Source organism: Enterococcus sp. DIV1279b, assembly GCF_050531515.1.
GTDB lineage: Bacteria > Bacillota > Bacilli > Lactobacillales > Enterococcaceae > Enterococcus_D > Enterococcus_D casseliflavus.
This window is the reverse complement of the sequence record NZ_CP172891.1, coordinates 2,668,727-2,694,230: the sequence shown is the minus strand read 5'-3', so window position 1 is coordinate 2,694,230 and position 25,504 is coordinate 2,668,727. Positions and strand designations below refer to the sequence as shown.

24 protein-coding genes and 2 pseudogenes are annotated in these 25,504 nt (G+C 42.9%); 24 read left to right on the top strand and 2 right to left on the bottom strand.

All coding sequences use genetic code 11. The annotated features are described in order from the left end of the window. Window positions 1-37 precede the first annotated feature (37 nt). Complete coding sequence (locus tag IGI71_RS12775; RefSeq protein ID WP_005228765.1) at window positions 38-745, top strand: GntR family transcriptional regulator; 708 nt, start codon at window positions 38-40, stop codon at window positions 743-745. Between the two features lie 193 nt (window positions 746-938). On the opposite strand, the gene IGI71_RS12770 is transcribed toward IGI71_RS12775, so the two are convergent. After that, window positions 939-1,580 carry a YigZ family protein gene (locus IGI71_RS12770; RefSeq protein ID WP_086337984.1) on the bottom strand — a complete coding sequence of 214 codons (642 nt, stop codon included), beginning with the start codon at window positions 1,578-1,580 and terminating at the stop codon, window positions 939-941. A 110-nt stretch (window positions 1,581-1,690) separates the two neighbouring features. Here IGI71_RS12770 and IGI71_RS12765 point away from each other — a divergent pair, with 110 nt between their 5' ends. From IGI71_RS12765 to cls, 16 genes and pseudogenes are all read left to right on the top strand, one after another. After that, complete coding sequence (locus tag IGI71_RS12765) at window positions 1,691-1,984, top strand: DUF7662 domain-containing protein (RefSeq protein WP_231434755.1); 294 nt, start codon at window positions 1,691-1,693, stop codon at window positions 1,982-1,984. Window positions 1,985-2,056: 72 nt separating this feature from the next. Then, window positions 2,057-2,377 (top strand): PTS sugar transporter subunit IIB, encoded by a 321-nt coding sequence (locus IGI71_RS12760; protein ID WP_005228768.1) that lies wholly within the window; start codon window positions 2,057-2,059, stop codon window positions 2,375-2,377. A gap of 106 nt (window positions 2,378-2,483) precedes the next feature. Beyond that, entirely contained in the window at window positions 2,484-3,794 is a 1,311-nt protein-coding gene (locus IGI71_RS12755) for a DEAD/DEAH box helicase (RefSeq protein WP_231434754.1), read from the top strand. A gap of 196 nt (window positions 3,795-3,990) precedes the next feature. Continuing rightward, entirely contained in the window at window positions 3,991-4,467 is a 477-nt protein-coding gene (locus IGI71_RS12750; protein WP_016608760.1) for a ComF family protein, read from the top strand. Window positions 4,468-4,604: 137 nt separating this feature from the next. Next, window positions 4,605-5,162, top strand: coding sequence for a ribosome hibernation-promoting factor, HPF/YfiA family (hpf, locus tag IGI71_RS12745; RefSeq protein WP_005231866.1), 558 nt, complete (start codon window positions 4,605-4,607; stop codon window positions 5,160-5,162). Window positions 5,163-5,347: 185 nt separating this feature from the next. After that, window positions 5,348-6,295: a LacI family DNA-binding transcriptional regulator gene (locus tag IGI71_RS12740; RefSeq protein WP_231434753.1), complete on the top strand. Its 948-nt coding sequence runs from the start codon at window positions 5,348-5,350 to the stop codon at window positions 6,293-6,295. Between the two features lie 156 nt (window positions 6,296-6,451). Then, a complete protein-coding gene (locus tag IGI71_RS12735; RefSeq protein ID WP_086337986.1) occupies window positions 6,452-7,717 on the top strand; it encodes an extracellular solute-binding protein in 1,266 nt (421 codons plus the stop codon). Between the two features lie 160 nt (window positions 7,718-7,877). Beyond that, window positions 7,878-9,167: a carbohydrate ABC transporter permease gene (locus tag IGI71_RS12730; RefSeq protein ID WP_010749778.1), complete on the top strand. Its 1,290-nt coding sequence runs from the start codon at window positions 7,878-7,880 to the stop codon at window positions 9,165-9,167. A gap of 2 nt (window positions 9,168-9,169) precedes the next feature. After that, window positions 9,170-10,003 carry a sugar ABC transporter permease gene (locus tag IGI71_RS12725; RefSeq protein WP_016608756.1) on the top strand — a complete coding sequence of 278 codons (834 nt, stop codon included), beginning with the start codon at window positions 9,170-9,172 and terminating at the stop codon, window positions 10,001-10,003. Window positions 10,004-10,013: 10 nt separating this feature from the next. Next, window positions 10,014-10,829, top strand: a complete 816-nt coding sequence (locus IGI71_RS12720; RefSeq protein ID WP_010749776.1) for a DUF1189 family protein — start codon at window positions 10,014-10,016, stop codon at window positions 10,827-10,829. Between the two features lie 248 nt (window positions 10,830-11,077). Continuing rightward, window positions 11,078-13,462 (top strand): annotated as a pseudogene (gene secA, locus IGI71_RS12715) (preprotein translocase subunit SecA); the annotation flags it as partial. Window positions 13,463-13,507: 45 nt separating this feature from the next. Continuing rightward, window positions 13,508-13,582 (top strand): annotated as a pseudogene (locus tag IGI71_RS12710) (SEC-C metal-binding domain-containing protein); the annotation flags it as partial. 88 nt (window positions 13,583-13,670) lie between these two features. Continuing rightward, a protein-coding gene (gene prfB, locus IGI71_RS12705) for a peptide chain release factor 2 (protein ID WP_100214389.1) occupies window positions 13,671-14,778 on the top strand; the annotation gives its coding sequence in 2 pieces (ribosomal slippage) (window positions 13,671-13,742 and window positions 13,744-14,778; 1,107 coding nt in all). Window positions 14,779-14,890: 112 nt separating this feature from the next. After that, a complete protein-coding gene (gene ftsE / locus IGI71_RS12700; protein ID WP_005228783.1) occupies window positions 14,891-15,577 on the top strand; it encodes a cell division ATP-binding protein FtsE in 687 nt (228 codons plus the stop codon). Further along, window positions 15,570-16,454 carry a permease-like cell division protein FtsX gene (gene ftsX, locus IGI71_RS12695; protein ID WP_010749773.1) on the top strand — a complete coding sequence of 295 codons (885 nt, stop codon included), beginning with the start codon at window positions 15,570-15,572 and terminating at the stop codon, window positions 16,452-16,454. Before ftsE ends, ftsX begins: the two co-directional genes overlap by 8 nt. Before the next feature lie 122 nt (window positions 16,455-16,576). Continuing rightward, window positions 16,577-18,022, top strand: a complete 1,446-nt coding sequence (cls, locus tag IGI71_RS12690; RefSeq protein ID WP_231434752.1) for a cardiolipin synthase — start codon at window positions 16,577-16,579, stop codon at window positions 18,020-18,022. Window positions 18,023-18,086: 64 nt separating this feature from the next. On the opposite strand, the gene IGI71_RS12685 is transcribed toward cls, so the two are convergent. After that, on the bottom strand, window positions 18,087-18,206 hold the full coding sequence (locus IGI71_RS12685) for a DUF4044 domain-containing protein (protein WP_005237290.1): 120 nt from the start codon (window positions 18,204-18,206) through the stop codon (window positions 18,087-18,089). A 332-nt stretch (window positions 18,207-18,538) separates the two neighbouring features. Between IGI71_RS12685 and IGI71_RS12680 the strand changes: the two genes are divergently transcribed. The 7 genes from IGI71_RS12680 to murD all read left to right on the top strand — a co-directional run bounded on the left by IGI71_RS12680 (window position 18,539) and on the right by murD (window position 25,496). Then, a complete protein-coding gene (locus IGI71_RS12680; protein WP_005228786.1) occupies window positions 18,539-18,907 on the top strand; it encodes a DUF3397 domain-containing protein in 369 nt (122 codons plus the stop codon). A 198-nt stretch (window positions 18,908-19,105) separates the two neighbouring features. Then, window positions 19,106-19,537, top strand: coding sequence for a division/cell wall cluster transcriptional repressor MraZ (gene mraZ / locus IGI71_RS12675; protein ID WP_005228792.1), 432 nt, complete (start codon window positions 19,106-19,108; stop codon window positions 19,535-19,537). A 25-nt stretch (window positions 19,538-19,562) separates the two neighbouring features. Continuing rightward, on the top strand, window positions 19,563-20,522 hold the full coding sequence (rsmH, locus tag IGI71_RS12670) for a 16S rRNA (cytosine(1402)-N(4))-methyltransferase RsmH (protein WP_430615775.1): 960 nt from the start codon (window positions 19,563-19,565) through the stop codon (window positions 20,520-20,522). A gap of 5 nt (window positions 20,523-20,527) precedes the next feature. Then, entirely contained in the window at window positions 20,528-20,947 is a 420-nt protein-coding gene (gene ftsL, locus IGI71_RS12665; protein WP_005228796.1) for a cell division protein FtsL, read from the top strand. Then, window positions 20,948-23,143, top strand: coding sequence for a penicillin-binding transpeptidase domain-containing protein (locus tag IGI71_RS12660; protein WP_087627818.1), 2,196 nt, complete (start codon window positions 20,948-20,950; stop codon window positions 23,141-23,143). 19 nt (window positions 23,144-23,162) lie between these two features. Further along, on the top strand, window positions 23,163-24,125 hold the full coding sequence (gene mraY, locus IGI71_RS12655) for a phospho-N-acetylmuramoyl-pentapeptide-transferase (RefSeq protein WP_010749769.1): 963 nt from the start codon (window positions 23,163-23,165) through the stop codon (window positions 24,123-24,125). A 12-nt stretch (window positions 24,126-24,137) separates the two neighbouring features. Next, the gene (murD, locus tag IGI71_RS12650) at window positions 24,138-25,496 is read left to right on the top strand and encodes a UDP-N-acetylmuramoyl-L-alanine--D-glutamate ligase (protein ID WP_231434751.1); all 1,359 of its coding nucleotides are present in this window, start codon (window positions 24,138-24,140) and stop codon (window positions 25,494-25,496) included. The last annotated feature ends 8 nt before the right edge of the window (window positions 25,497-25,504 follow it).

Sequence of the window (25,504 nt, the reverse complement as noted above, 5' to 3'; positions counted from 1 at the left end):
TACCAGTTATAATAGGAGGGGAACGGAGGAATGTGTAGTGGTGGAAAAATTACCTGTTTATATCCAGATTCATGATCAAATCAAAGCCAATATCGAAAACAATACATACAAAATCGGGGATCGTCTGCCTTCAGAACGGGAGTTGTCAAAACAATTCGGCGTGAGTCGCATGACGTTGCGGCAAGCGATCCAAACCTTAGCGGATGAGGGGATTCTTGAGCGCAAAATCGGTTCTGGCACTTATGTGGCTCGCCAAAAAGTACAGGAGAAAATGACGGGCACGACGAGTTTTACCGAAATTATGAATTCTCTTGGTCGTAAGCCTTCCAGCAAAGCGGTCGCTTATTTCTTGACGGCACCTAGCTCCAGTGAGATGGAAAAGCTGCAATTAGAAGGACACGAAACGATTTTACGGATGGAGCGGATTCGGTATGCGGATGATGTGCCGATCTGTTTTGAAGTAGCGAGTATCCCTGAAAAGTTTATTCATGACTTTAGCAAGGAGGAGATCATCTCTTCCCTCTATAAAGTGTTGGAAGAAAAAGGACAGCGGAAAATCGGCGGCGCTTCGCAAACGATCTCAGCTATGGTCGCTTCCGAGCAAATTGCTGATTATTTACAAATCAAACGCGGCGATGCGATTTTACGTATGCGGCAAATCACTTCATTTGAAGATGGGCAACCATTTGAATATGTGCGCACCCAATATGTCGGCAATCGTTTCGAATTTTATATGGAAAAATAAGCTGCCTGAGACGGCTGGAAACAAAAAAGACGCGAAAAAGCCGAAAGGACACTGCGAGCATACGTGCTGTTGCTCCGCATCGGTCAATTCGGTTTTTCAACGATTGGGCGTTCCTGCATTCGCTGCAGCAAGCGGCATAAGGGTCCCCGCTTTGAGGAAAAAAGCAAACCTGACCGGTGCTTGCCCTGCATAGTTACTCGGTTGGCTCCTCGATGAGGCGCTCTACATATTCGGTCTTGCCTTTGTTTAGCTGCACTTGCCCTTGCAGCAAATCAATCAAAGCGGCTTCTTGGTCGGCAAGCGTTGCTTCGGGAATCATTAAGGTAACAACGATTTTCTCGGTATAAGCAATGTCTTTTACGTAGATGTTCTGCAGTTCTAAATAGTTTTGCAGCTTACCTAAAAGGGGATAATCAATGGTCAATGCAAGCTCTTGATGCAAAACGCCTTCGACAATTCCCACCGCCTTGATGCCAGCGGAAGCTGAACTGGAATAAGCGCGGATCAATCCGCCAGCGCCAAGTTTCGTTCCACCGAAGTAGCGGGTAACGACAGCGACCATATTGATCAAGTCATTTTTCTTCAATACTTCTAAAATCGGTACTCCAGCGGTGCCGCTAGGTTCACCATCATCACTGCTGCGTTGGATCTCATGGTTTTCACCCAATACATAGGCGCTGCAATGATGATTCGCCTTCCAATGTTCTTTTTTGAGGGCTTGTATAAACGCTTTGGCTTCATCTTCTGATTGGATTCGTTTTAACGAACAGATGAAACGCGATTTTTTGATTTCTATTTCCGTTTCTCCATCTTGTCGGATCGTTCGATAAGTCACGCGTACGATCGCCTCCTTTATGTTTCTAGTATAGGCAATCGGAAGGAAAGTTACAAATAGAAGAAAGAAAAAGGCACCAACACAGACCTGAAAAAGAGGAGGCAGTTGCTTTGGGTAGACGCAAAAAGTACGATACGATCACGCACTATTTAAAAAACAACGGCGGTTCACAAATTACGTTAACCTTTACACAGTTTGATGAATTTCTTTTCCCAGCATCTGGCTTGCCCAAAAGTGCCCGCAAGAGTACGGATTGGTGGGCAAATGATTACCGACATCCTGAAAACGGGGCCTATGCGTGGCTGAATGCCGGCTATGAGGTAGTCCTCGTCAATTTAAAAAAAGAGTATGTCGTTTTTAACCGTTTAGTAAAATCAAACTGGCTGCTGGATAGAAAGCGTTGACAAATTTCAAACTTGTTCTATACTAGAGATAGGAAATGTTATCTTATTCTTAAAATTCAAGGAGTGTTCGATATGGCGAAAAAAACAATTATGTTAGTTTGTTCTGCAGGAATGAGTACAAGCTTATTAGTAACAAAAATGCAAAAAGCAGCTGAAGCAAAAGGATTAGAAGCAGATATTTTTGCAGTTTCCGCTTCAGAAGCAGATCAACATTTAGAAAGCAAAGACGTAAATGTTTTATTATTAGGACCACAAGTTCGTTTCATGAAAGGCGATTTTGAGAAACGTCTAGCGCCAAAAGGAATTCCTTTAGAAGTAATCAACATGGCAGATTACGGCATGATGAACGGCGAAAAAGTCTTAGATCAAGCTTTGACATTGATCGGCGAATAAGCAAGACCTGCTGTTGAAGCAAACAAGAAACCTGTAATCGGTTCAAGTACTTTTCAAAAAGTAGTTGAACCGATTTTTTTGCGTACTTAAAACTGAGGTGTATGTTATGACCAATCAAAAAGGAAGACAATTTTTTGTTTTAGATGAAACAATGAATGTAGGAAAACCCTTTGATTCTCGACCGGCAATGCTCGAGCAGGGGCAGAGAATCGTTTGTCAGCGATGCGGTTCTTCCCACCGCAAGCCGTCGGTGCAATTACCGATAGGCAGCTATTACTGTCCAACCTGTATTCGCTATGGTCGGATCACATCAAATAGGCGACTGGTGATTCAACCTACGGATAGTCCAGCCATTGATCACCACATCGTCTGGCCAGGAGCATTGACGCAGTTCCAGCAAAAAATTTCCCAGCAATTGGTGTCTAATTGTCGACAAAAGCGATCCTCGCTTGTTTGGTCGGTCACGGGTTCAGGGAAGACCGAAATGATCTTTGAAACGATCCGCTACGTTCGGCAAGAAGGTGGTCGAGTGGCGATCGTCTCACCTCGGATCGATGTTTGTCGTGAATTGTTTCCGCGGATTCAGCAAGCATTTCCACAAGAGGAAAGCTTGCTCCTTTATGGAAAATCAGAAGAGCCTTATCGCTACACAAACATCCTTATTGCCACCACCCATCAGCTACTGCATTTTTATCGGAGCTTTCAACTGATCGTGGTGGATGAGGTAGATGCATTTCCCTACGAGGGCGATGCGCAGCTGCGTTACGGATTATACAATGCCTTAGCCAAAAACGGGTGTCTGATCTATTTAAGTGCGACGCCTTCAGAACGACTGCTGCAAGAAATTCGTGGAAAATTCGCTGTCTTGAGAATGCCGCTGCGGTTTCATCAGCGTCCATTGATCGTTCCAAAACCTGTTCATTATAGTCACTGGGCGCAGGCTTATCGCAGAAAACGTTGGCTGCGACCATTGCTGCAGCAGTTGCAGCGGCTGCTTCAAAAAAACTTTGTCTTGGTGTTTTGTCCAAGCATTGCGCTGATGAAGGAAGTAGAAGCGGCTGTCCGCCGACAAGGCACGTCATGGTCTTTGACTAGCGTTTCGTCGCAAGATCAAAAACGGAGCGAAAAAGTAGCGTCTGCTCGTCGACAGATTTACAAGGTGTTGTTTACAACGATGATTTTAGAGCGTGGGGTGACGTTTGAAAACGTCTCAGTCATCGTATTGGGTGCTAATCATCCAGTCTTTACAAAATCGGCGCTCGTGCAAATTGCTGGTCGTGTCGATCGTAAAGGGGCCTATACGGAAGGGGAGGTCATTTTTTTCTACGACCAAATGACGGAAGCGATCCGAAAAGCACTCAACGAAATCAAGGAAATGAACCAATTGGCAAAAAGCTGGCTGACCGATGGTGTGTAGTTGGTGTAAAAGGACTTTTCCTAGAGAACGAACGATCATTGAGGTGTTGGCTCCTTGGCGTATCCCAGAAAATGAATTGTGCCCGCAATGTGCCCAACAGTTTTCAGTGATCGATTGGCGAACCTGCTGCCCTTCGTGTGGAAAAAAAGAAACTGAGTTTTGCAGCGATTGTCTCTATTGGGAAGAAACGTGTCCCATGATACAATTGCAGCACCGAGCGCTATTTGCTTACGATCAAGGAATGAAGGATTGGCTTCACGAATACAAACTGATGGGAAACTATCAGTTGCGGGGGACGTTTGCGCCTGTGATCAAACAGAAACTCAACAGGTTTGACTATGAGTGTTTGATTCCCATCCCACTATCGGCAGAGCGTTACCAACAGCGAGGGTTTAATCAAGTCACCGCTGTGCTGGAAGCCGCCGGAGTCAGATTTCAAGAGTTACTGGAGAAAGTTGTTGATACCGCACCACAGGCACAACGTTCTCGCAGGCAACGATTAGTAGAGGCGCAACCCTTTGCAGTGAAGCCAGATGTAGCGTGTGAAATCAAAGGGAAAAAATTATTGTTGATCGATGATGTGTATACTACCGGTAGAACGTTATATCATGCAGCTGAAGCACTGCAGTCCTTTGGCCCCCAGTCGATTCGTTCTTTTTCTATTGCTCGTTGAAACGTTATTTTGAAAACGCTTAAAGAAAATTGTTCGATTTACTAGGCAAATGACCAAGAGTTCGATATAATAGAGTTAAGAAGAAGAAAAGAGTGGTCCTTTTCCTTCTTTACTGGTAGACGAAAGGGGTAATTTTTATGTTTAGATATAATGTGCGTGGCGAAAATATCGAGGTAACAGAAGCGATCCGTGATTACGTCGAGAAAAAAGTAGGTAAATTAGAACGTTATTTTAATGATGTGCCAGAAGCAACAGCACACGTTAATTTGAAAGTTTATACAGAAAAAACTGCAAAAGTAGAAGTAACGATTCCTTTACCATTCCTAGTTCTACGTGCGGAAGAAACTTCACCTGATCTATATGCTAGTATCGATTTGGTTGTTGACAAATTGGAACGCCAAATCCGCAAATTCAAAACAAAAATCAATCGCAAATCTCGTGAGACAGCGTTGGTTCCGCCAACAGATGGTGATTTGTTCACAACTGAAGCAAACGATGAAGAAACCAATGGTTCTGATTTAGACATCGTACGTACAAAACGTTTGTCTTTAAAACCAATGGATAGTGAAGAAGCTGTTTTACAAATGAACATGCTTGGACACAACTTCTTTATCTTTGAAGATGCGGAAACGAATGGAACGAGCATTGTGTATCGTCGGAAAGATGGTAAATACGGGTTGATCGAAACGGATTAACACGTGTGGGATCCTTTTGGCGACACCCCAAAAAAAAGTCTTTTTTGACAGAGTAGCTGAGAAGCTGCTCTGTTTTTTTATCTTTTGGAATGAAGCAAGAAATCTTTCTATATAAAAGTTGGCTTTGTTTCTCTTTTGTTTTATTGTGTTATACTATAGATGAAATCATACAGGGAGAGTGAATCATGACTACGTTAGCAGATGTCGCCAAAAAAGCAAATGTTTCCGCAATGACCGTTTCTCGAGTGATCAACCATCCAGATAAAGTGACCGAAGAGCTAAAGCAGCTCGTTCATCAAGCAATGCTAGAACTGGATTATCAACCGAATATTGCTGCCAAATCATTAGTTTCCAAGCGTTCTCATATCATCAAAGTGTATATCTTAGAGGAGATGGACACGACGGAGCCATACTATATGAATTTATTAGTGGGGATCGCTCGTTCCATCGGCAAAGCGCATTATTCGTTGCAGCTGGTTACGACGGATGGGGTGGATCGTGGCCCAGCAGATGGTTGTATCATTACGGGATTTCGCCAAAAGGATATGGACTGGATAAAAAATTTAAAGAAACCCGTCGTTCTATTTGGTGAAAATGAAGCTGGATTCAGCTTTGTTGATAGTGACAACTACCAAGGGATCGTTTCTGCTTGTAAACACGCCCTCGATACTGGCTATCAACACTTGGTCTATATTGGTTTAGAGTTGGAAGAAGCATTTACGAAAAGCCGAGAAAAAGGGTACATAGATACAGTCACAAAAACAGGACAAGCACCAAAAATCCATCGTTTTGAGAACCGTTCTTCCGCAGCCCGCACCTTTATCACAGCACAGAAGGAGCAATTTGCGGAAAATACTTGTTTTATTTGTGCGACGGATCGTTTGGCACTAGGCATCAATCAAGGCTTGCAGTCGATTGGCGCGCAGATACCAAAGGATTTTGGGATTGTCGGCTACGATGGGGTATTCCTGGATCAGGTCAGCTCGCCCAAGTTGACGACTATGAAGCAAGCCATCGTTGAGATGGGCGAAGCTTGTGGTGAATTACTGATTCAAAAAATTGAACAGAACGATACGAGCCTGCGACAACAGCGCTTTTTACCGCAACTCATGGTTCGTGAATCCACAAGGTGAAAAATTAAGCAAATGGTTGCGTAATTTCTTTTCAATTCCTCAATATCTTAATTTAAAGGCTTTTTCAATTTTTGTTATCGCTAACATTTAGAAAATGTTTGCCATTTTAAGAAACCGGTTGCATAATAGAGTTACAAATTGCAGGAGGTAAACAGGATGAAAGTGAATTGGAAAAAGGCAGCTCTAGGATTAGTTTCAGGAAGTGCATTGTTAGCGCTTGCAGCATGTGGCGGCAACGGCGGTAGTACCGATGGTAGTAATGCAGATGCAGGTTCAGGTAGCGATGAAAAAACGATCACGGTCTCTGTAGGCGCAGACTATATTGATTATATCAATGAAGTGAAATCTGACTTTGAATCTGAAAATGATGTCACCATCAACGTTGTGGAAATGGACATGTTCGATCAAATGGATGCGCTTCAACTAGACGGTCCTGCTGGGAAAGGCCCAGATGTTACGATGTCTCCTTATGACCGTGTGGGTCAAGTAGGCTCCCAAGGGCATTTGGCAGAAATGACTTTGCCAGATGATGGACGGTACAGCGATACAGACAAGCAACAAGTGACCATCGATGATAAGATCTATGGCGCACCAGCAATGATCGAAGCGGTTGTCATGTTCTACAACAAAGACTTGATCGATGAAGCACCAGCAACTTTTTCTGATTTAGAAGAACTAGCAAAAGATGATCGTTTTGCAGAAGGCGATGACAATGTTGGTTTCTTAGCTCGTTGGACGGACTTTTATTATACGTATGGTCTATTAGCGGGGCATGGCGGGTATGTCTTTGGTGATGAAGGAACAGATCCATCTGATCTAGGGCTGAACAATGAAGGTTCTGTTGAAGCAATCACGTATGCAACTGATTGGTTCCAAAATGTCTGGCCGCAAGGAATGCTTGATGTATCAGCCAACGAAAACTTGATGTTGGATTACTTCAATCAAGGCAAAACAGCAGCTATCATTTATGGACCATGGGGCGTGAACGGCTTTGAAGAAGCAGGCATCAACTATGGTGTAGCGAAAATCCCAACGCTGAGCAATGGCAATGATTATGAAACATTTGGCGGCGGAAAAGCGTGGGTGGTATCTAACTACTCACAAAACAAAGACGTTTCTCAACAATTTGTCGAGTATTTGACCAACGAAGCCAATCAAGAGAAATTGTATGACATGCGTCATGATATTCCAGCGAACATTATGGCTCAAGAAACAGTCGCTGCTTCTGATGATCCAGTAGCAAAAGCAGTGATTGAGCAATACAGTGTTTCACAACCAATGCCAAATATCCCTGAAATGTCTGAGGTTTGGGTAGGGGCTGAAAACATGCTGTTTGATGCAGGTTCAGGCAATATGACTCCTCAAGAAGCAGCGGATAATGCTGCCAAAACAATCGAAGAAGCGATTGAGCAGAAATACTAATAATTAGCCGATTACGGTCTGTCATTCATGTCGACGATTCTATAGAGGATGTTTGTCAAAAGGATTCCTTGCAACGTAGCACGCAAGAAATTGCTTGACGAGATTGTTTTCTATCGATCGTCGGCCGCTTGGCAGACTTTCGATTTTAAGGAGGATACATATGAGGACGAATTCACAAGCCATGCAGACAGCGCTTCTTTCAATCATCCCTGGTGGGGGACAATTCAAAAATGGTCAGAAATTCAAAGCGGGTCTCTTTTTTGCAGCCTTTCTGATTTTTCTGGTCGAAATGCTTTTGTTTGGTGGACAAGCACTTTATAACTTTGTCACACTCGGATCAGTACCGATGGAAGACAACTCTTTGTTCTTGTTGATTGAAGGAACACTGCAGGTCATCGTTACCGTTATTTTCATTATCTTTTGGGTTTTAAATATCAAAGATGCTTATCAGGTTCGGCAAAGCATTGAAAAAGGCTTCCCGGTAGCTGTTACGAGAAAAGAATTTTTCAAAAAATTATACGAAGATGGGTTCGCGTACTTACTGACGATCCCTGCCTACTTGGTAATGATCGTAGCAATTATTTTTCCAGTAATGGTGACGCTCTTTATGGCATTTACCAACTATGATTTTCGACACATTCCGCCAGCAAACTTAATCGACTGGATCGGTTTTTCGAATTTCACGAATATCTTCACCTTAAGTTCTTACCGCGACACCTTTGTAAAAGTATTCAGTTGGACGGTGATTTGGACCGTTTTAGCAACCACCTTGCAAATTACACTCGGCATACTGACAGCAGTTGTTGCCAACCAAAAATTTGTGAAGTTTCGTCGCGTCTTTGGGGTGATTTTCTTGCTTCCTTGGGCGGTGCCAGCGTTTATCACAATCATGAGTTTTTCAAATATGTTTAATGATACCGCAGGAGCGATCAATACGCAGGTGATCCCGCTATTGAACAATCTGCCTTTTGTGGATATTGGGAACATTGCTTGGAAGACTGATCCGTTTTGGACGAAAACGGCGATTATTTTGATTCAGGGTTGGTTAGGGTTTCCTTACATCTATGTAATGGTTTCGGGGATTTTACAATCCATTTCCGAAGATTTGTATGAAGCAGCAAAAATGGATGGAGCCAATGCGTTGCAGCGTTTTCGGAACATTACGCTGCCGGCAATCTTTTTGGTAGCAGCCCCAACCTTCGTTACGCAATATACAGGGAACTTTAATAACTTCTCGATGATCTATCTATTTAACGAAGGTGGACCAGGGAGTTTAGGCGGAAATGCTGGATCGACAGATATTTTGATTTCATGGATCTACAAACTGACGACCGGCGGCTCACCACAATATTCGATTGCTTCTGCATTGACCTTGATCATTTCCTTTGTGGTGATCTCCATTTCATTACTGGTGTTTAAAAAGACGAATGCATTTAATATGGAGGATTGAGGATGAAAAAGAAGAAGTTTTCTTTCAGCAAATTATTTACCTACTTGTTTATGATCGCGTTATCGATCATTATCATCTATCCCTTGTTGATTACCGCAACCTCAGCCTTCAAGGCAGGGAACATGATCGCTTTTCGCTTAGATTTTGATGCGGATTGGACATTGAACAACTTTCGACGTTTATTCAATGAAACCCCGTATTTGACATGGTATAAAAACACCTTGATCGTGGCCGTTTCGACGATGATCATTCAAGTAATGATCGTAACGTTAGCAGGGTATACTTACAGTCGTTACCGTTTTGCTGGTCGTAAAAGTAGTCTGATGGTGTTCTTGATCGTTCAAATGGTACCGACAATGTCGGCGTTGACCGCTTTTTATGTTATGGGCTTATTAGCAAACGGTCTAGATAGCTTCTGGTTCTTGACACTGATTTATATCGGTGGTGGGATTCCGATGAATACTTGGCTGATGAAGGGGTACTTTGATACGGTACCCATCGACTTGGATGAATCAGCAAAACTTGATGGTGCAGGGCATTTTCGTATCTTTTGGCAAATCGTTTTGCCCCTCGTAAAACCAATGGTTGCCGTCCAAGCATTGTGGGCCTTTATGGGACCATTCGGCGAATTCTTGCTGGCGCGATTCTTGCTTCGCTCACAAGAGCGTTTGACCGTCGCAGTCGGGCTACAAACCTTTATCAATGATGCCCGTAACCAACGGGTCGCACTCTTTGCGGCAGGGGCGATTTTGATCGCCGTACCGATCGCTGCACTGTTTTTCTTCTTACAAAAATACTTTGTTTCAGGTTTGACCTCTGGCGGAACAAAAGGATAGGAATGATAGGATGTCTGAACAACGATTTCCCTTAACGTACTTTGGGGCCATTTTTTCTCCAACAAAAGTCTATGCATGGCGTAAAAAATTAAATCGCTGGCAGCAAGTGTTCGTCTATGTTTTCTTGATGTCCTTGCTGATGATCCCGTTGACCTTAATGATCAGCAAGCAAACGGATCAAGCCTTTGCGGCATTTTTTCCCCATGCAAAAACACTCGTGACGGCAGAAACGGCAGCAAAATACAATGAGTTGCAGCTGGAAGATGGCAAACTTTTAGCGGATGAGTCACAAGTCTTTTCCCAAACAGAAGCGGGGATCATAGGCGTTGCGCTTTCAGAAGCGGCTCTTGAAAAAGCAAAATACGCCATCAATTTTCGGGAAACAGACTGGACCATCAAAGAAGAAATCGATGGACAAACTTATCACTATGAAATGCGTTACACGGCGGAAATGGCACCTGATCAAGTAGATGATGCGGCTTCGTTTCAAAAAGCAATCGAAGACGGCTTCTATCGCAACAACGAGACAGCGATTTTCTTCAGTCAGACGATCACAGTGGCATTTTTATTGGTGGCAATGAATAGTATTCTAGTCATAGGCGCAGCGTTTTTCCTTTGGTTGACGAAAAAATCACGACTATCGACAATCGGCAGCTTCAAAGAAAGTACGAACGTGATTTTAAATGCACTGGGGGCAGGCTCTCTCGTTGCGATGTTGGCAGGATTTATTGGCGCTGATATCGTCTTGATGATCGGGATTCAGTCTTTAGGCATGCTACTGATGCTCTTCTTAGCTTTCTTAAAAACCCGTTTTAAAACGGCATAATTTGCAAACCTTCGCAACAAGACGTTTGGGCGTGTGCTGGACTTTCAGCGCCGATCAATGGCTTGTTGCGTGTTTTTTTTCCCGCGTTTCTTTAAAATCTGTGAAAAAAGGTTAAGAATCCGTTTATCACGCAAGATTGATGCGATAGTTCTATCGAAAAATATTTCATTTATGGTGAACTAGTGCTAAAATAGTTAGGAGAGTTTCCAGCTAGGATAATGCAGAAGTAAAAGGAGAATTATTAAGGTATGGCCAATTTTTTTAGAAAATTAATCGAAAACGACAAAAAAGAATTAAAACGTCTTGACCATATTGCGAATCAAGTTGAATCACATGCGGATGAAATGGCCGCTTTATCTGATGAACAATTACGCGGGAAAACCGATGAATTTCGTCGTCGTTTCCAAGAGGGAGAGACTTTGGATAAATTATTACCTGAAGCCTTTGCAGTAGTACGTGAAGCTGCAAAACGCGTTTTGGGCCTTTATCCTTACCACGTCCAATTAATGGGTGGGATCGTCTTGCATGATGGGAATATCCCAGAGATGCGTACGGGTGAAGGGAAAACCTTGACTGCGACATTACCTGTTTATTTGAATGCTTTGAGCGGTCAAGGTGTCCACGTCGTAACTGTCAATGAATACTTGGCAACTCGTGACTCGACTGAGATGGGGGAGCTGTACAACTTTTTAGGGTTGACGGTCGGCTTGAACATTAACTCAAAATCAGCAGAAGAAAAACGTGCGGCATATGCTTGTGACATCACTTATAGTACAAACAATGAATTAGGGTTTGATTATTTGCGGGACAACATGGTGGTTTACCGTCATCAAATGGTACAGCGTCCATTAAACTATGCCATCGTCGATGAGGTCGATTCGATCTTGATCGATGAAGCGAGAACACCGTTGATCATTTCAGGACAAGCAGAAAAATCAACTGCGCTTTACAATCGGGTCGACAATTTTGTCAAACGCTTGACGGAAGAAGAAGACTACAAAATCGATATCCAATCAAAAACGATCGGTTTGACAGAACGTGGGATCGAAAAAGCGGAAGAGACCTTCGGCTTAGAAAACTTGTATGATATTGAAAACACGGCATTGACCCATCACTTGGATCAAGCACTACGAGCGAATTACATTATGATTCGCGATATCGATTATGTCGTGCAAGATGGGAAAGTAATGATCGTTGACCAATTTACAGGTCGGATCATGGATGGTCGCCGATATTCTGATGGGCTCCATCAAGCGATCGAAGCGAAAGAAAGTGTCGAAATCGAAGATGAAACCAAAACGATGGCGACGATCACATTCCAGAACTACTTCCGGATGTACAAAAAACTGTCTGGGATGACCGGTACAGCAAAAACGGAAGAAGAAGAGTTTCGAGAAATCTATAACATGCAAGTCATTCAGATTCCTACAAACAAACCAATCTTACGGGATGATCGTGCGGACTTGCTTTATCCAACGCTTACGAGCAAATTCCAAGCAGTCGTTCAAGACATCAAAGAGCGTCACCGCAAAGGACAACCCGTGCTTGTAGGGACGGTCGCTGTTGAGACTTCTGAATTACTGTCATCGATGCTTGATCGTGAGAAAGTTCCTCATGAAGTATTGAATGCCAAGAATCACTTTAAAGAAGCAGAAATCATTTTGAATGCGGGACAAAAAGGTGCTGTAACGATCGCGACCAATATGGCTGGTCGGGGAACGGATATCAAGTTAGGTCTTGGTGTTGCAGAACTAGGCGGCTTGGCAGTTATCGGTACTGAGCGTCATGAATCACGACGGATCGATAATCAGTTGCGGGGACGTGCGGGACGTCAAGGAGATCCAGGGATGTCGCAATTTTACTTGTCGTTAGAAGATGATTTAATGAAGCGTTTTGGTTCTGAACGAATCAAAGTGTTCTTGGATCGGATGAAGATCGATGAAGGCGACGCCGTGATCCAAAGCAAGATGCTTTCAAAACAAGTAGAATCTGCCCAACGACGAGTGGAAGGCAATAACTACGATACTCGGAAAAACGTCTTGCAATACGATGACGTGATGCGAGAACAGCGGGAAGTTATTTACGGACAACGTCAAGAAGTGATCATGGAAGAAACGGATCTTTCACCACAATTAATGAATATGGTGAAACGTTCCATCAGCCGAGTCGTCGACAGTCATACGCAATTAGAAGAAAGCAATTGGAACTACGAAGGAATCGTTGATTTTGCGGCGAATGCACTTGTTCATGAAGATACTATCAGTATCGAGGACATCAAGGGCAAATCAGCTCAAGAGATCAAAGACTACCTAAACCAACGGGCAGAAGAAGTCTTTGAACAAAAGAAAGCACAACTTAATAGTCCAGAACAATTACTGGAATTTGAAAAAGTCGTCATCTTACGAGTTGTCGATACGAAGTGGACCGACCACATCGATGCTATGGATCAGCTGCGTCAATCGGTTGGGTTACGGGCTTATGGACAAAACAATCCATTAGTTGAGTACCAAACAGAAGGATTCAATATGTTTGAGAACATGGTTGGAGCGATCGAATATGAAGTAACTCGTCTCTTTATGAAGGCAGAGATTCGTCAAAACGTTCAACGGGAACAAGTTGCTCAAGGGGAAGCACAAGGGGTAGAAGAAGCACCTGCTGCCCAAGCACCAAGTTTCAAAAACGTTGGTCGTAACGATCCTTGTCCATGCGGCAGCGGGAAAAAATTCAAGAATTGCCACGGGAAAAATATGTAACACGTTTTGAAAAAGTTGAGAGTAGGCTGGCAGACGTTTTTGTCCAGTCTACTTTCGTTTGTAAGAAAAAAAGAAAGAAGGAATTTTAATGGAAATCGCAGATATTCGGAATCAATTGACCCAGATGAATGAAAAAATAATCAGTTTTAGGGGGTCTCTTTGACTTAGATCAGTTAGAAGAGGACATTGCGGAAGCGGAACACCAAATGGCAGATCCCACCTTTTGGGATGACTCAGAAAAAGCTCAACAAGTCATTAACGCAAACAATGCCAACAAAGAGACCTACGATCAGTTCAATCAGTTAGCAGAAGAATTGGAAGAGCTGGAAGTGATGTTGGAAATGATTCAAGAAGAAGCAGATCCAGAAATGGAAGCAGAACTTGAAGCACGGATCACGAAGCTAAACGAGAAAATGGCGTCTTATGAATTGTCGATGCTGTTAGATGAACCCTATGATCGAAATAACGCCATCATCGAGCTTCATCCTGGTGCAGGCGGTACCGAATCACAAGACTGGGGCAGCATGCTGTTACGGATGTATACTCGTTTTTGCGAACAACACGGGTATCAAGTAGAGACCCTCGACTATCAAGCTGGTGATGAAGCGGGGATCAAAAGTGTCACTTTACTTGTAAAAGGCCACAACGCCTATGGGTATTTGAAATCGGAAAAAGGCGTTCATCGTTTAGTTCGGATCTCACCTTTTGATTCAGCCAAGAGACGGCACACGTCATTTTGCTCGGTGGATGTGATGCCAGAATTAGATGGGGCGATCGATGTGGAAATCAACTCAGATGATTTGAAAATCGATACGTACCGCGCAAGTGGTGCGGGTGGACAGCACATCAACAAAACCGAATCTGCTGTGCGGATCACCCATATTCCGACAGGAACGGTCGTTGCTAGCCAAGCCCAGCGCTCACAATTGAAAAACCGTGAGCAAGCGATGGGGATGTTGAAAGCCAAGCTGTATCAATTAGAAGTGGAAAAGAAAGAGCAAGAGGCAGCAGCCTTGCGAGGCGAGCAGTTAGAAATTGGTTGGGGCTCGCAAATCCGTTCTTATGTCTTCCATCCCTATTCGATGGTCAAAGATCACCGAACGAATTTCGAAACTGGGAATGTACAGGCAGTCATGGATGGCGATTTGGATGGCTTTATCGACGCGTATTTGAAGCTGAAACTGAATCAAAAATAACCTTGTGTGACTTAAACAGATTGAAACATAATTGTAATCTGTTGCAAGCAAGGTGAAATATATTCATGCTATAATAAGCCAGAATGAAAATTTGAGATGGAGAGATAGCTGTATGATAGAAATGAAAGATATAATGAAAAAGTACTCTAATGGTACGACTGCTATCCGTAACCTTTCGATTTCAATTGATCAAGGAGAGTTTGTTTATGTCGTGGGCCCATCGGGTGCCGGTAAATCAACCTTTATCAAATTGATGTATCGGGAAGAAAAAGCAACCAAAGGCGTTTTGAATGTCGCAGGATATGATTTGGTCGGCATGAAAAACCGCGAGATCCCATTGATGCGTCGGGAAATCGGCGTGGTCTTTCAGGATTATAAACTTTTACCACGGAAAACGGTCTTTGAAAATGTTGCTTATGCAATGCAAGTTATCGGCCGCAAACCTCGTGATATCAAAAAACGGGTGATGGAAGTGTTAGATTTGGTCGGCCTGAAACATAAGGTGCGGGTATTTCCAAGTGAGCTTTCCGGTGGGGAACAACAGCGGGTGTCGATTGCTCGTGCCATCGTAAATACGCCGAAAGTATTGATTGCGGATGAACCAACGGGGAATCTAGATCCTGAAAACTCATGGGAAATCATGAAGCTGCTTGATCGGATCAATGCCCAAGGAACAACGGTCGTTATGGCGACCCATAATAGTACGATCGTAAATACGATTCGTCATCGCGTGATCGCGATTGAAAATGGCCGCATTATTCGCGACCAAGCGGAAGGAGAATATGGTTACGATGATTAGAACATTTTTCCGTCATCTCCTGGAGAGTATCAAAAGTTTAAAGCGTAACGGCTGGATGACTATTGCGTCATTGAGTGCGGTTACGATCACACTGACATTAGTCGGTATTTTTCTAGGTGTAATCTTAAATGCAACAAAACTAGCCGAAGACATTCGCGAGAATGTGGACGTTTCGGTTTTCGTTGATATTGGTACGGAACAAGAAGACATGGATGCTTTGGAACAGTCCTTAAATGATCTGCCGAACGTTTCAGAAGTGAAATTTTCTAGCCGAGACGAAGAATTGCAGAAGATCCAAGATGCAATGGGGGATTCATGGAACTTGTTCGAAGGCGACAGCAATCCGCTGTATAACGTGTTTGTCGTCAGTGCAACAGATCCAGAGTATACGACAGAGATCGCTGAGCAAGCTGGCGAATTGCCAAATGTTTTCAAAGCCGATTACGGCGGAGATTCTTCTGACCGAATCTTTGAATTGTCTGCTGCTGTGCGGACTTGGGGCTTAGCTGCTGCTGTCTTATTGATTTTTGTGGCAATGTTCCTGATCTCTAATACGATTCGGATCACGATTTTGTCTCGTCAAAGAGAAATTCAGATCATGCGTCTGGTGGGGGCGAAAAACGGATACATTCGTTGGCCATTCTTCCTTGAAGGCGGCTGGATCGGACTCTTAGGTTCGATCGTTCCGATTGCATTAATGTACTTCGGCTACCACCAAGTTTATGCAATGGTCAATCCATCCTTACTGCGTTCAAATTACAGTTTAATTGCACCAAATATGTTTCTATTACAAGTTTGCGGTGTAATGGCGCTGATTGGGATCGTGATCGGTTCACTTGGTTCCGTCTTATCAATGCGCCGTTTCTTAAAATTCTAAACCGATGTTTTTTTAGTCGATCGTCAAGATCGGCTTTTTTTGTTTCATCACAGTGTTTCTTTACTTTAGGTACTATTTTTTGATATGCTTTAGTAGCGGGAAATCGGGGAAGAGGTGGAGAAATGGTTGTAATGGATAATTTGGTAACCATTTTATTTATAGTCAATATTTTGTTATCAATCATTATCATTTTCAGAGAAAGGCGGCAGACTGCTCAAACGTGGGCCTGGCTTTTGGTCTTGATGTTCATTCCAATCGTTGGCTTTGTGCTTTACTTTTTCTTTGGTAGAGGGATCTCTAAAGAAAAGATCTTTGATATGCGCTCACAGGCAAAGGTGGGGCTGAATGTTGAATTAGAAGAACAAAAACAAGCCCTCGCTCGTCAGCTGTTTCCGCATCCGCCGACCGCGCAGGTAGAAGTGCAGAAGCTGGTCTACCTGTTGACAGTCTTTGGGCAATCCCTGTATACGACAGCGAATAGTATGACGCTTTATACTGACGGACGGCAGAAATTTGATGCCTTGATCGCGGATATCGAACAGGCAAAAAATCACATTCATATGGAATATTACATTTATCGCAGTGATACATTGGGAAATGAAGTCAAAGAGGCACTGGTGCGCGCGGCGAAGCGGGGCGTAAAAGTAAGAGTCTTATTAGATGCTTGGGGCAGCACCCAAGTATCATTGAAGTTTTTTGATGAGTTGCGTCTACATGGCGGTCAAATTGCCTTCTTCTTTCCTTTATTCGTTCCTTATGTCAATCCGCGAATCAATTATCGAAATCATCGGAAAATCGTGGTGATCGATGGAGAAATTGGCTATACAGGCGGTTTTAATGTGGGAGATGAATATCTAGGGCAAGTGGAAAAATTCGGTTATTGGCGAGACAATCACTTGCGAATTGCCGGTTCCGCTGTCTATTCGCTGCAAAATCGGTTTTTGATGGATTGGAATTCACAACATGCGTTGGAGATCAAATATGATCCTTCCTTGTTTCCTGAAATCAAACAAGTCGGGACAATTGCAGCCCAAGTCATCACGAGTGGTCCTGATACGGAACATGAAGAAATCAAAATGACCTATCTGAAAATGATCAACTTAGCCAAAAAGGAAATCTTGATCCAAACACCTTATTATATTCCGGATGAAGCCATTCACAATGCCTTGAAGTTGGCACTGCTTTCTGGGGTGAAAGTTCATATACAAATCCCTAACAAACCGGATCATCCCTTGGTATATTGGGCGACCTATTCCTTTGCGGCTGAGCTGCTGCATTTTGGGGCAGTCATCGAAACTTATGAGAAAGGGTTTATGCATGCAAAAACGATGATCATTGACAGTGGGCTCGTTTCGATTGGTTCAGCAAATATCGATGTTCGTTCGTTTCGTTTAGACTTTGAGGTCAATACGATCATCTATGATGCACAACTCGCAACGCAAACGAAGGAAGCGTTTCTGGCGGATTCGATCGATTCCAAGCACTTAACGATCGAAGCGTATCAGCAAAGAAAGCTGACGATCAAAATCAAAGAAGGCTTGGCACGCCTTGTGTCACCCTTGCTGTAAAAAAAGTGCCCTTTTCCAAAAGATGGAAGCCATCATTTTGGAAAAGGGCACTTTTTTAATAGGATTAACCCATAATACTTGTGTATGCTGCTAAGAAAATCGAGCCAACAGTGAGAATAAGCATGGTCCAGATCACGACTTGCGTGATTTTTGCAAAGGTACTTTTTGGTTTTTTCTCGTTCATTCTAATCCACCTTTTAGAGTTATTCTAGTGACAGTTTACCCTCAAATACACAAGAACTCAAGTTGAACCAAGGAGAAATTAAGAAATTTTCAATTTCAGGACAAAAAAAATCATTAGAATGGCAAGATAGACTTGTTGAAGATACGCCCTTCTGTTTTAATAGGTAAAGAAATGCATTCTTCAAGACTTTCAAAAGTCAGTTGGTGAACAAAGAGGCTCCTTAAAAAATTTCATGACTGTCTTATTCCAGCTCAGATTTTTAAAAGAACTGAAACACGGATGTAAAGAAAATAAAGTATAGTGACACTAGTTGTTAGAAAGGATTTTGCTGTATGTCTGGATTTAATCCAATCGTTTTGTTTTGGTATATCTTCCCTGTGCTCGTCTATTTCGCCTGTCGGTTTATTGTTTCCGCGTTGTCCTTGAATGATCGTTACCACGTGAAGGCACCGGATTTAGCAGTACCGTTTTTGATGGTCGGGATTCATCAATTATCAAAGTATACTTTTGATCAAGCGATCACATTGTATTATTTGATCTCCATTTTTTTATTAGGGATTCTGCTGGCAGTTTTTCAGGCATATTACTATGAGGAGATCCAATATGGTCGCTATTTAAAGATGTATTGGCGTAGTATTTTTCTATTTACGATCATTTTTCATGTCGTTTTGATCATTCTAAATATTGTTAGTTACTTATAGTGTTTTGACTCTTGATAAACGCCCATTTTTTCACTTAAAGTTTTTTTAAAAACTTTAAGTAGTCGGTTTTCCTCTTTTTCCTCATTTGGTAAAGAAAAGTCAAACAACTTCCCTTTCAAATTTCATATAATTTGTGGTAGAAAGTGGGGGATTGTGGTAGACTGTGAATATCAGGTGGAGATCGGGGGTTATTTATCGATGTTTATGGGTGAATTTCAACATTCGATAGATGCAAAAGGCCGACTAATCGTCCCTTCAAAACTACGAGAAAAACTCGGAGAAAAATTTGTTGTGACACGTGGATTAGATGGCTGTTTATTTGGCTACCCCTTATCTGAATGGGAAAAACTTGAAGAAAAACTAAACGAAATGCCTTTAGCGAAAAAGGACGCTCGGACATTTGTCCGCTTCTTTTATTCTGCTGCAACAGAGTGCGAAATCGATAAACAAGGACGAATCAATATCCCTGTTACATTGAGAAATCATGCAGACCTTACCAAAAGCTGTGTGATCATCGGCGTTTCAAACCGAATCGAGATTTGGGATGAAACGCGTTGGCAAGCATTCTCTGAAGAAGCAGAAGAAAACTTTGATGAAATTGCTGAAACAATGATTGATTTTGGCTTATAGGCTTGATAGGAAGAGGAAAAAACACATGGCAGATTTTCAACACTACACCGTTATGCTACAGGAGACCGTTGATGGGTTAAAGATTCGTCCAGAAGGCGTCTATGTCGATTGTACATTAGGTGGAGCCGGTCATAGTGAATATTTATTGTCGCAACTGTCTGAAGAGGGACATCTCTTTGCTTTTGATCAAGACCAAACTGCTATCGATCATGCGAAAGAACGTTTAGCACCATATGTTGCTAAAGGAATGGTTACGTTCATTAAAAGTAATTTCCGCTATTTAAAGGAAGCATTGCATCAACACGGTGTGAGCCGAGTCGATGGGATTTTGTACGATTTAGGTGTTTCCTCACCCCAATTAGATGAAGCCGAACGCGGCTTTAGCTACCACCAAGATGCACCGCTGGATATGCGGATGGATCAAACTGCAACATTGACTGCCTATGAAGTAGTCAATCAATTCGACTACCACCAATTAGTCAAAATCTTCTTCCGTTATGGAGAAGAAAAATTCTCGAAACAAATCGCTCGTGAAATCGAGCGGGTGCGACAAGATCATCCAATCGAAACAACGGGTGAGTTGGTCGATATCATCAAAACAGCCATTCCGGCGCCAGCAAGAAGAAAAGGCGGACACCCTGCAAAACGGGTTTTCCAAGCCATTCGCATTGCAGTCAATGATGAGCTAGGTGTGATTGAAGAATCACTTGAACAAGCGATTCATCTTTTAGCAGTCAACGGACGTGTGAGTGTCATCACGTTTCACTCTTTAGAAGATCGCATCGTGAAATCGATGTTCAAGGAATACAGCACACCGAAGGAGATGCCGCCAGGTTTGCCGATGATACCAGAAGAATTCCAACCAACACTTAAACTTATAACAAGAAAACCACTTCTTCCAACTGAGGAAGAAGTAGCTGAAAATAATCGTTCTCGCAGTGCGAAACTGCGAATCGCGGAAAAAATCAAGGAAAGCGAAGGGTAACAACTATGGCAGAACTAAAAGTTCATGACTATGAATTCAGAGAACCACTTGAATCACAACCTATGGAACACTCTGAACCGACAACTGAAAAACTGCCTACTGATCCCCAGCGTCCTGAGGTCATCCGCGTACCAGCATCTCCGGCTCGTCGGTTAAAAAGCATTTCTACTCTGGAAAAACTGATCGCTGCCTTTGTGATCATCTCTGTATTGACGTTGGCGATCTTGACCATCAATATTCGAACCAATATCAGTCAAGTCGAACACGATATTTCTTTGATCCAATCGGATATCAATGAAAAAACAACACAAGCAGAACAGTTGGAACAAGAGAAAAATGAACTTTCTAAAACCGAGCGCATCCAAAAGATTGCTGAGGATAATGGATTGTCGATCGATGACGGCAATTTAAGGAAAGTGGACTAAATGAAGTTAACAGATAAATTCAAGCAATACTTAAAAAAGAACAATCAAACTACAACGAACAATCGCAAAAAAGTAGGTATTATTCTCTTTGCTACGAGTATTGGATTGTTCTTTTTGTTTGTCACGCGTTTGAGCTACATCGTCATTGTCGGAGATGTCGCTGGGACTTCCTTAGCTGAAAAAACGAAAAATCTTTATGAAGGCAGTGAAGTCATCAAAGCGAAACGTGGAACGATCTATGACCGCAATGGGATTCCAATTGCTGAAGATGTGACTTCCTATTCAATTTACGCTGTTTTGAACCAAAATTACAAAGATGGCAAAAAGAATCTTTTTGCAGAAAAAGCAAACTTCAATAAATTGGGCAAAATCTTGTCGGATGTATTGTCCATCGACCAAGAAACAGCAGTCAATACATTAGAAGAAGGGCTTGAGCAACAATTATGGCGTGTTTCTTTTGGAAGCAAAGGGAACAATATTACATTAGAACAAAAGAATGCGATTGAAGATGCAATGGAAAAAGAAGGGATTGCTGGCTTTCATTTTGACAGTCATCCAGCTCGTCTTTATCCGAATGGTGTCTTTTCTTCTCACTTTATCGGGTATGCTGTTGCCAATGATGACGATACTGGTCTAGTTGGGAAAACGGGACTAGAAGCTGCGTACAATGACGTGCTTTCTGGGACCGATGGCGAGATCGTTTATCAAAAAGATAACAATCAAAATCCGTTGCCAGGAACCGTAGCCGAAACTGTTGCAGCGGTGGATGGAAAAGACGTCTATACGACCATCGATAGTCGAATCCAAAGCTACTTGGAAACGCTGATGGACAGTGTCTTTAAAGAAAACAAACCAGAAAACTTAACAGCGAACTTGATGGATGCAAAAACGGGTGAGATCGTGGCGATGGCGCAGCGGCCAACCTATAATCCAGAAAATTTGGATTCCATCAATGATTGGCAAAACCTATTAGTTGAGGACAACTACGAGCCAGGATCAACCATGAAGATCTTGACGACGGCAGCAGCGATCGATCAAGGGATCTTTAATGAAAACGAAACTTTTACCCCAAGCCCTGATGGAATGAAACTTTATGATGCAACCATCAACGACTGGGACTTCGGTCAAAAAGGAACACTGACGATGCGCCAAGCACTTTCATGGTCGAGTAATATTGGAATGGTGACCTTGGAACAGCGAATGGCAGATCGTTGGCAACAATACTTAAAAGAATTTGGTTTTGGTCGCAGTACCTATTCAGGATTGCCTAACGAAAATACTGGGATCACACCAGAGGATAACCCTGTCAGCCAAGCGATGACGTCATTTGGTCAAGCGATTGGTGTGACGAATTTCCAAATGATGCAGGCCTTTACGTCGGTGGCAAATAACGGAACGATGTTAAAACCACAATTTATTAGTAAAATCGTTGATGGCAATACAGGAGAAGAAACGGTCACACAACCAGAAGAAGTTGGCCATCCCATCACAGCAGAAGCGGCAACAAAAGTACGGGAATATATGCGTGATGTTGTCGAAAGTGAAAATTACGGAAGTGCTTATGGTGTCTATGAACTACCGGGCTACAATATTTCCGCGAAAACGGGGACAGCCCAAGTAGCCGATCCAACGACCGGTAAGTATTTGTCTGGTGGTACCAATTATCTGTATTCTGTTGTTTTGATGTTTCCTTCAGAAGAACCTGAATATATTTTGTATTTGACGATTAAATTGCCAGAGAAGCACGAAAGCACCGTGTTGGGTGAAATTGCCAATCCATTGATGAAACGAGTCATGGATCTGAAAAATTCTGCATTAGAAGATAGTACAACCTCTGGTAGTGAAACGACTGTAGGGGATTATCGTAATCTTGATACAGAATCAGCGGCAACTGATGTTCAAAAAGCTGGGTTGACCCCTGTTGTCATCGGTGATGGCGAGAAGGTCATCGCACAGTCCGTTGACAGCGGCACTTCGATCATGCCTGGCGGACGGGTACTGCTGATTACGGATAGCGACAAGTATTACATGCCTGATACGACCTCCTGGTCCAAAGCAGATTTGATCAAATTTGGCAGTCTGTTGAATGTGGACGTCAGTTTTGAAGGGGACGGCTATTGTACCAAACAGAGCGTGGAGCCTTATACTGAGTTATCGGGACAATCGATCAAGTTTACACTAAGCGAAAACGAATAGAATAATAGGAGAGAACGATATGGAATGGACAGAGATGATATTACCTTTGGCAAGCGGCTTTGCGATCGTAACAGCCGCAATGCCTTTGTTTATCGGCTATTTTCAAATGAAGAAATACGGACAGGAAATACGTGGTGACGGCCCTAAATGGCATAACGTAAAGGCTGGTACACCAACGATGGGTGGGTTTGTATTTTTGATTTCTGCAATGATCACTGCAATTTGGGTAGGGGCATGGCAAAATCAACTGACTGCTTCATTGTTCATTCTTTTGTTCATTACCTTGGTTTATGGTGCATTAGGATTTCTTGACGATTTCATCAAGATTTTCCGCAAAAGAAATATGGGCTTAAACTCGCTGCAAAAATTGATTGGACAAATTTTAGGCGGACTCGTCTTTTACTTTGTTTTTCGAGCGGAAGGCAATGCAGACGTGTTAAATTTCTTTGGGATCGATGTGCCACTGTCGATCTTTTACGGAGTGTTCGTCATCTTTTGGCTGGTCGGTTTTTCAAATGCAGTCAACTTGACCGACGGTATCGATGGTCTGGTCGCAGGACTGGGCACGATTTCTTTTTCAACTTACGCACTGATTGCTTGGCGGCAAGATCAAATTGATGTATTGATCGTTTGTCTAGCAATCATTGGCGGATTGATCGGCTTCTTTCCGTACAATCGCAAACCGGCTAAAATTTTTATGGGGGATGTCGGCTCGCTGGCTTTAGGCGGTCTGCTGGCAGCAATTTCGATTCTTTTACACCAAGAATGGACCCTCTTGCTTGTCGGACTGGTCTATGTTTGTGAAACAGCAAGCGTGATGCTGCAAGTTGCCTCATTCAAATTAACGGGCAAACGAATCTTCAAGATGTCACCCATCCACCATCATTTTGAAATGAGCGGATGGTCTGAGTGGAAGATCGACACTGTTTTTTGGTGTATTGCGTTAGGTTGCTCGTTGCTCACAATAGCCCTTGTATGGTAGGAGATGAAGAAAATGAAAAAAATTAAAACATATCAAAATAAAAAAGTTCTTGTGCTAGGATTAGCGCGTAGTGGATTCAGTGCGGCCAAATTGTTACATGATTTGGGCGCACTTGTGACCGTTAATGACGGCAAGCCATTTGCTGAAAATCCCGAAGCACAAGATCTTTTGGCGTTAGGGGTCAAAGTGATCACTGGCAGCCACCCAATCGAATTATTGGATGAAGGCTTTTCGTTAGTTGTGAAAAATCCCGGAATCCCTTATTCACAGCCCCTTGTTCAAAAAGCTTTAGAGAAAAAAATTCCTGTAATCACGGAAGTGGAGCTAGCGTATCAAATCTCTGAGGCTCCGATTATCGGCATTACTGGTACGAACGGAAAAACCACCACAACGACCATGATCGCCAATGTCTTAAACGCCGGGATGCAAAAAGGGCAGGCACTGCTTTCTGGGAACATTGGGTTTCCTGCAAGTTCCGTTGCTCAAACGGCCAAAGCGGAAGACCGATTAGTCATGGAATTGTCTAGCTTCCAATTGATGGGGATCGATACTTTGCGACCAAAAATCGCCGTGATCACCAATATTTATGAAGCCCATATCGATTACCATGGCAGTCGTCCAGAGTATGTCCTAGCAAAGTGGCGGTTGCAACAGCGAATGACTGCAGATGATTATTTGGTGATCAACTGGAACCAGCCAGAACTAGAAGCACTGTCGGCAAAATCAAACGCGCAAATCATTCCTTTTTCCACCAAGGAAAAAGTAGCAGGCGCGTACATGCTTGACGGTATCCTCTATTATAAAGAAGAAGTGATCATGGCAGCTGATGAACTTGGCGTGCCAGGAGATCATAATATTGAAAATGCATTAGCAGCGATTGCTGTCGGTAAACTTTGCGATATGCCAAACGAAGCCATTAAGCAAGCGTTACAAACCTTTACAGGCGTGCCCCATCGGACTCAGTATGTCACCACCATCAATCAGGTGAAATTTTTCAATGACTCTAAAGCAACAAACATTCTAGCCACAGAAATGGCATTAGGCGGCTTTGACAATGAGAAACTGATTTTATTGGCAGGTGGTTTGGATCGGGGGAACAGCTTTGATGACTTAGTTCCCGCACTAAAAGGGCTAAAAGCCATCGTGTTGTTTGGTGAAACAAAGGAAAAATTAGCCGCTGCTGCTCAAGCAGCAGGGGTAAAAACAATTGAAATGACAGACCATGTTGAAACAGCCGTCCCATTAGCCTTTTCTTTAAGTGCTGCTGGAGATACGATTTTATTGTCACCTGCGAATGCAAGTTGGGATCAATACCCTAATTTTGAAGTTCGCGGCGACAAATTTATGGCGGCAGTAGCAGAACTTAAATAGAAATGAGT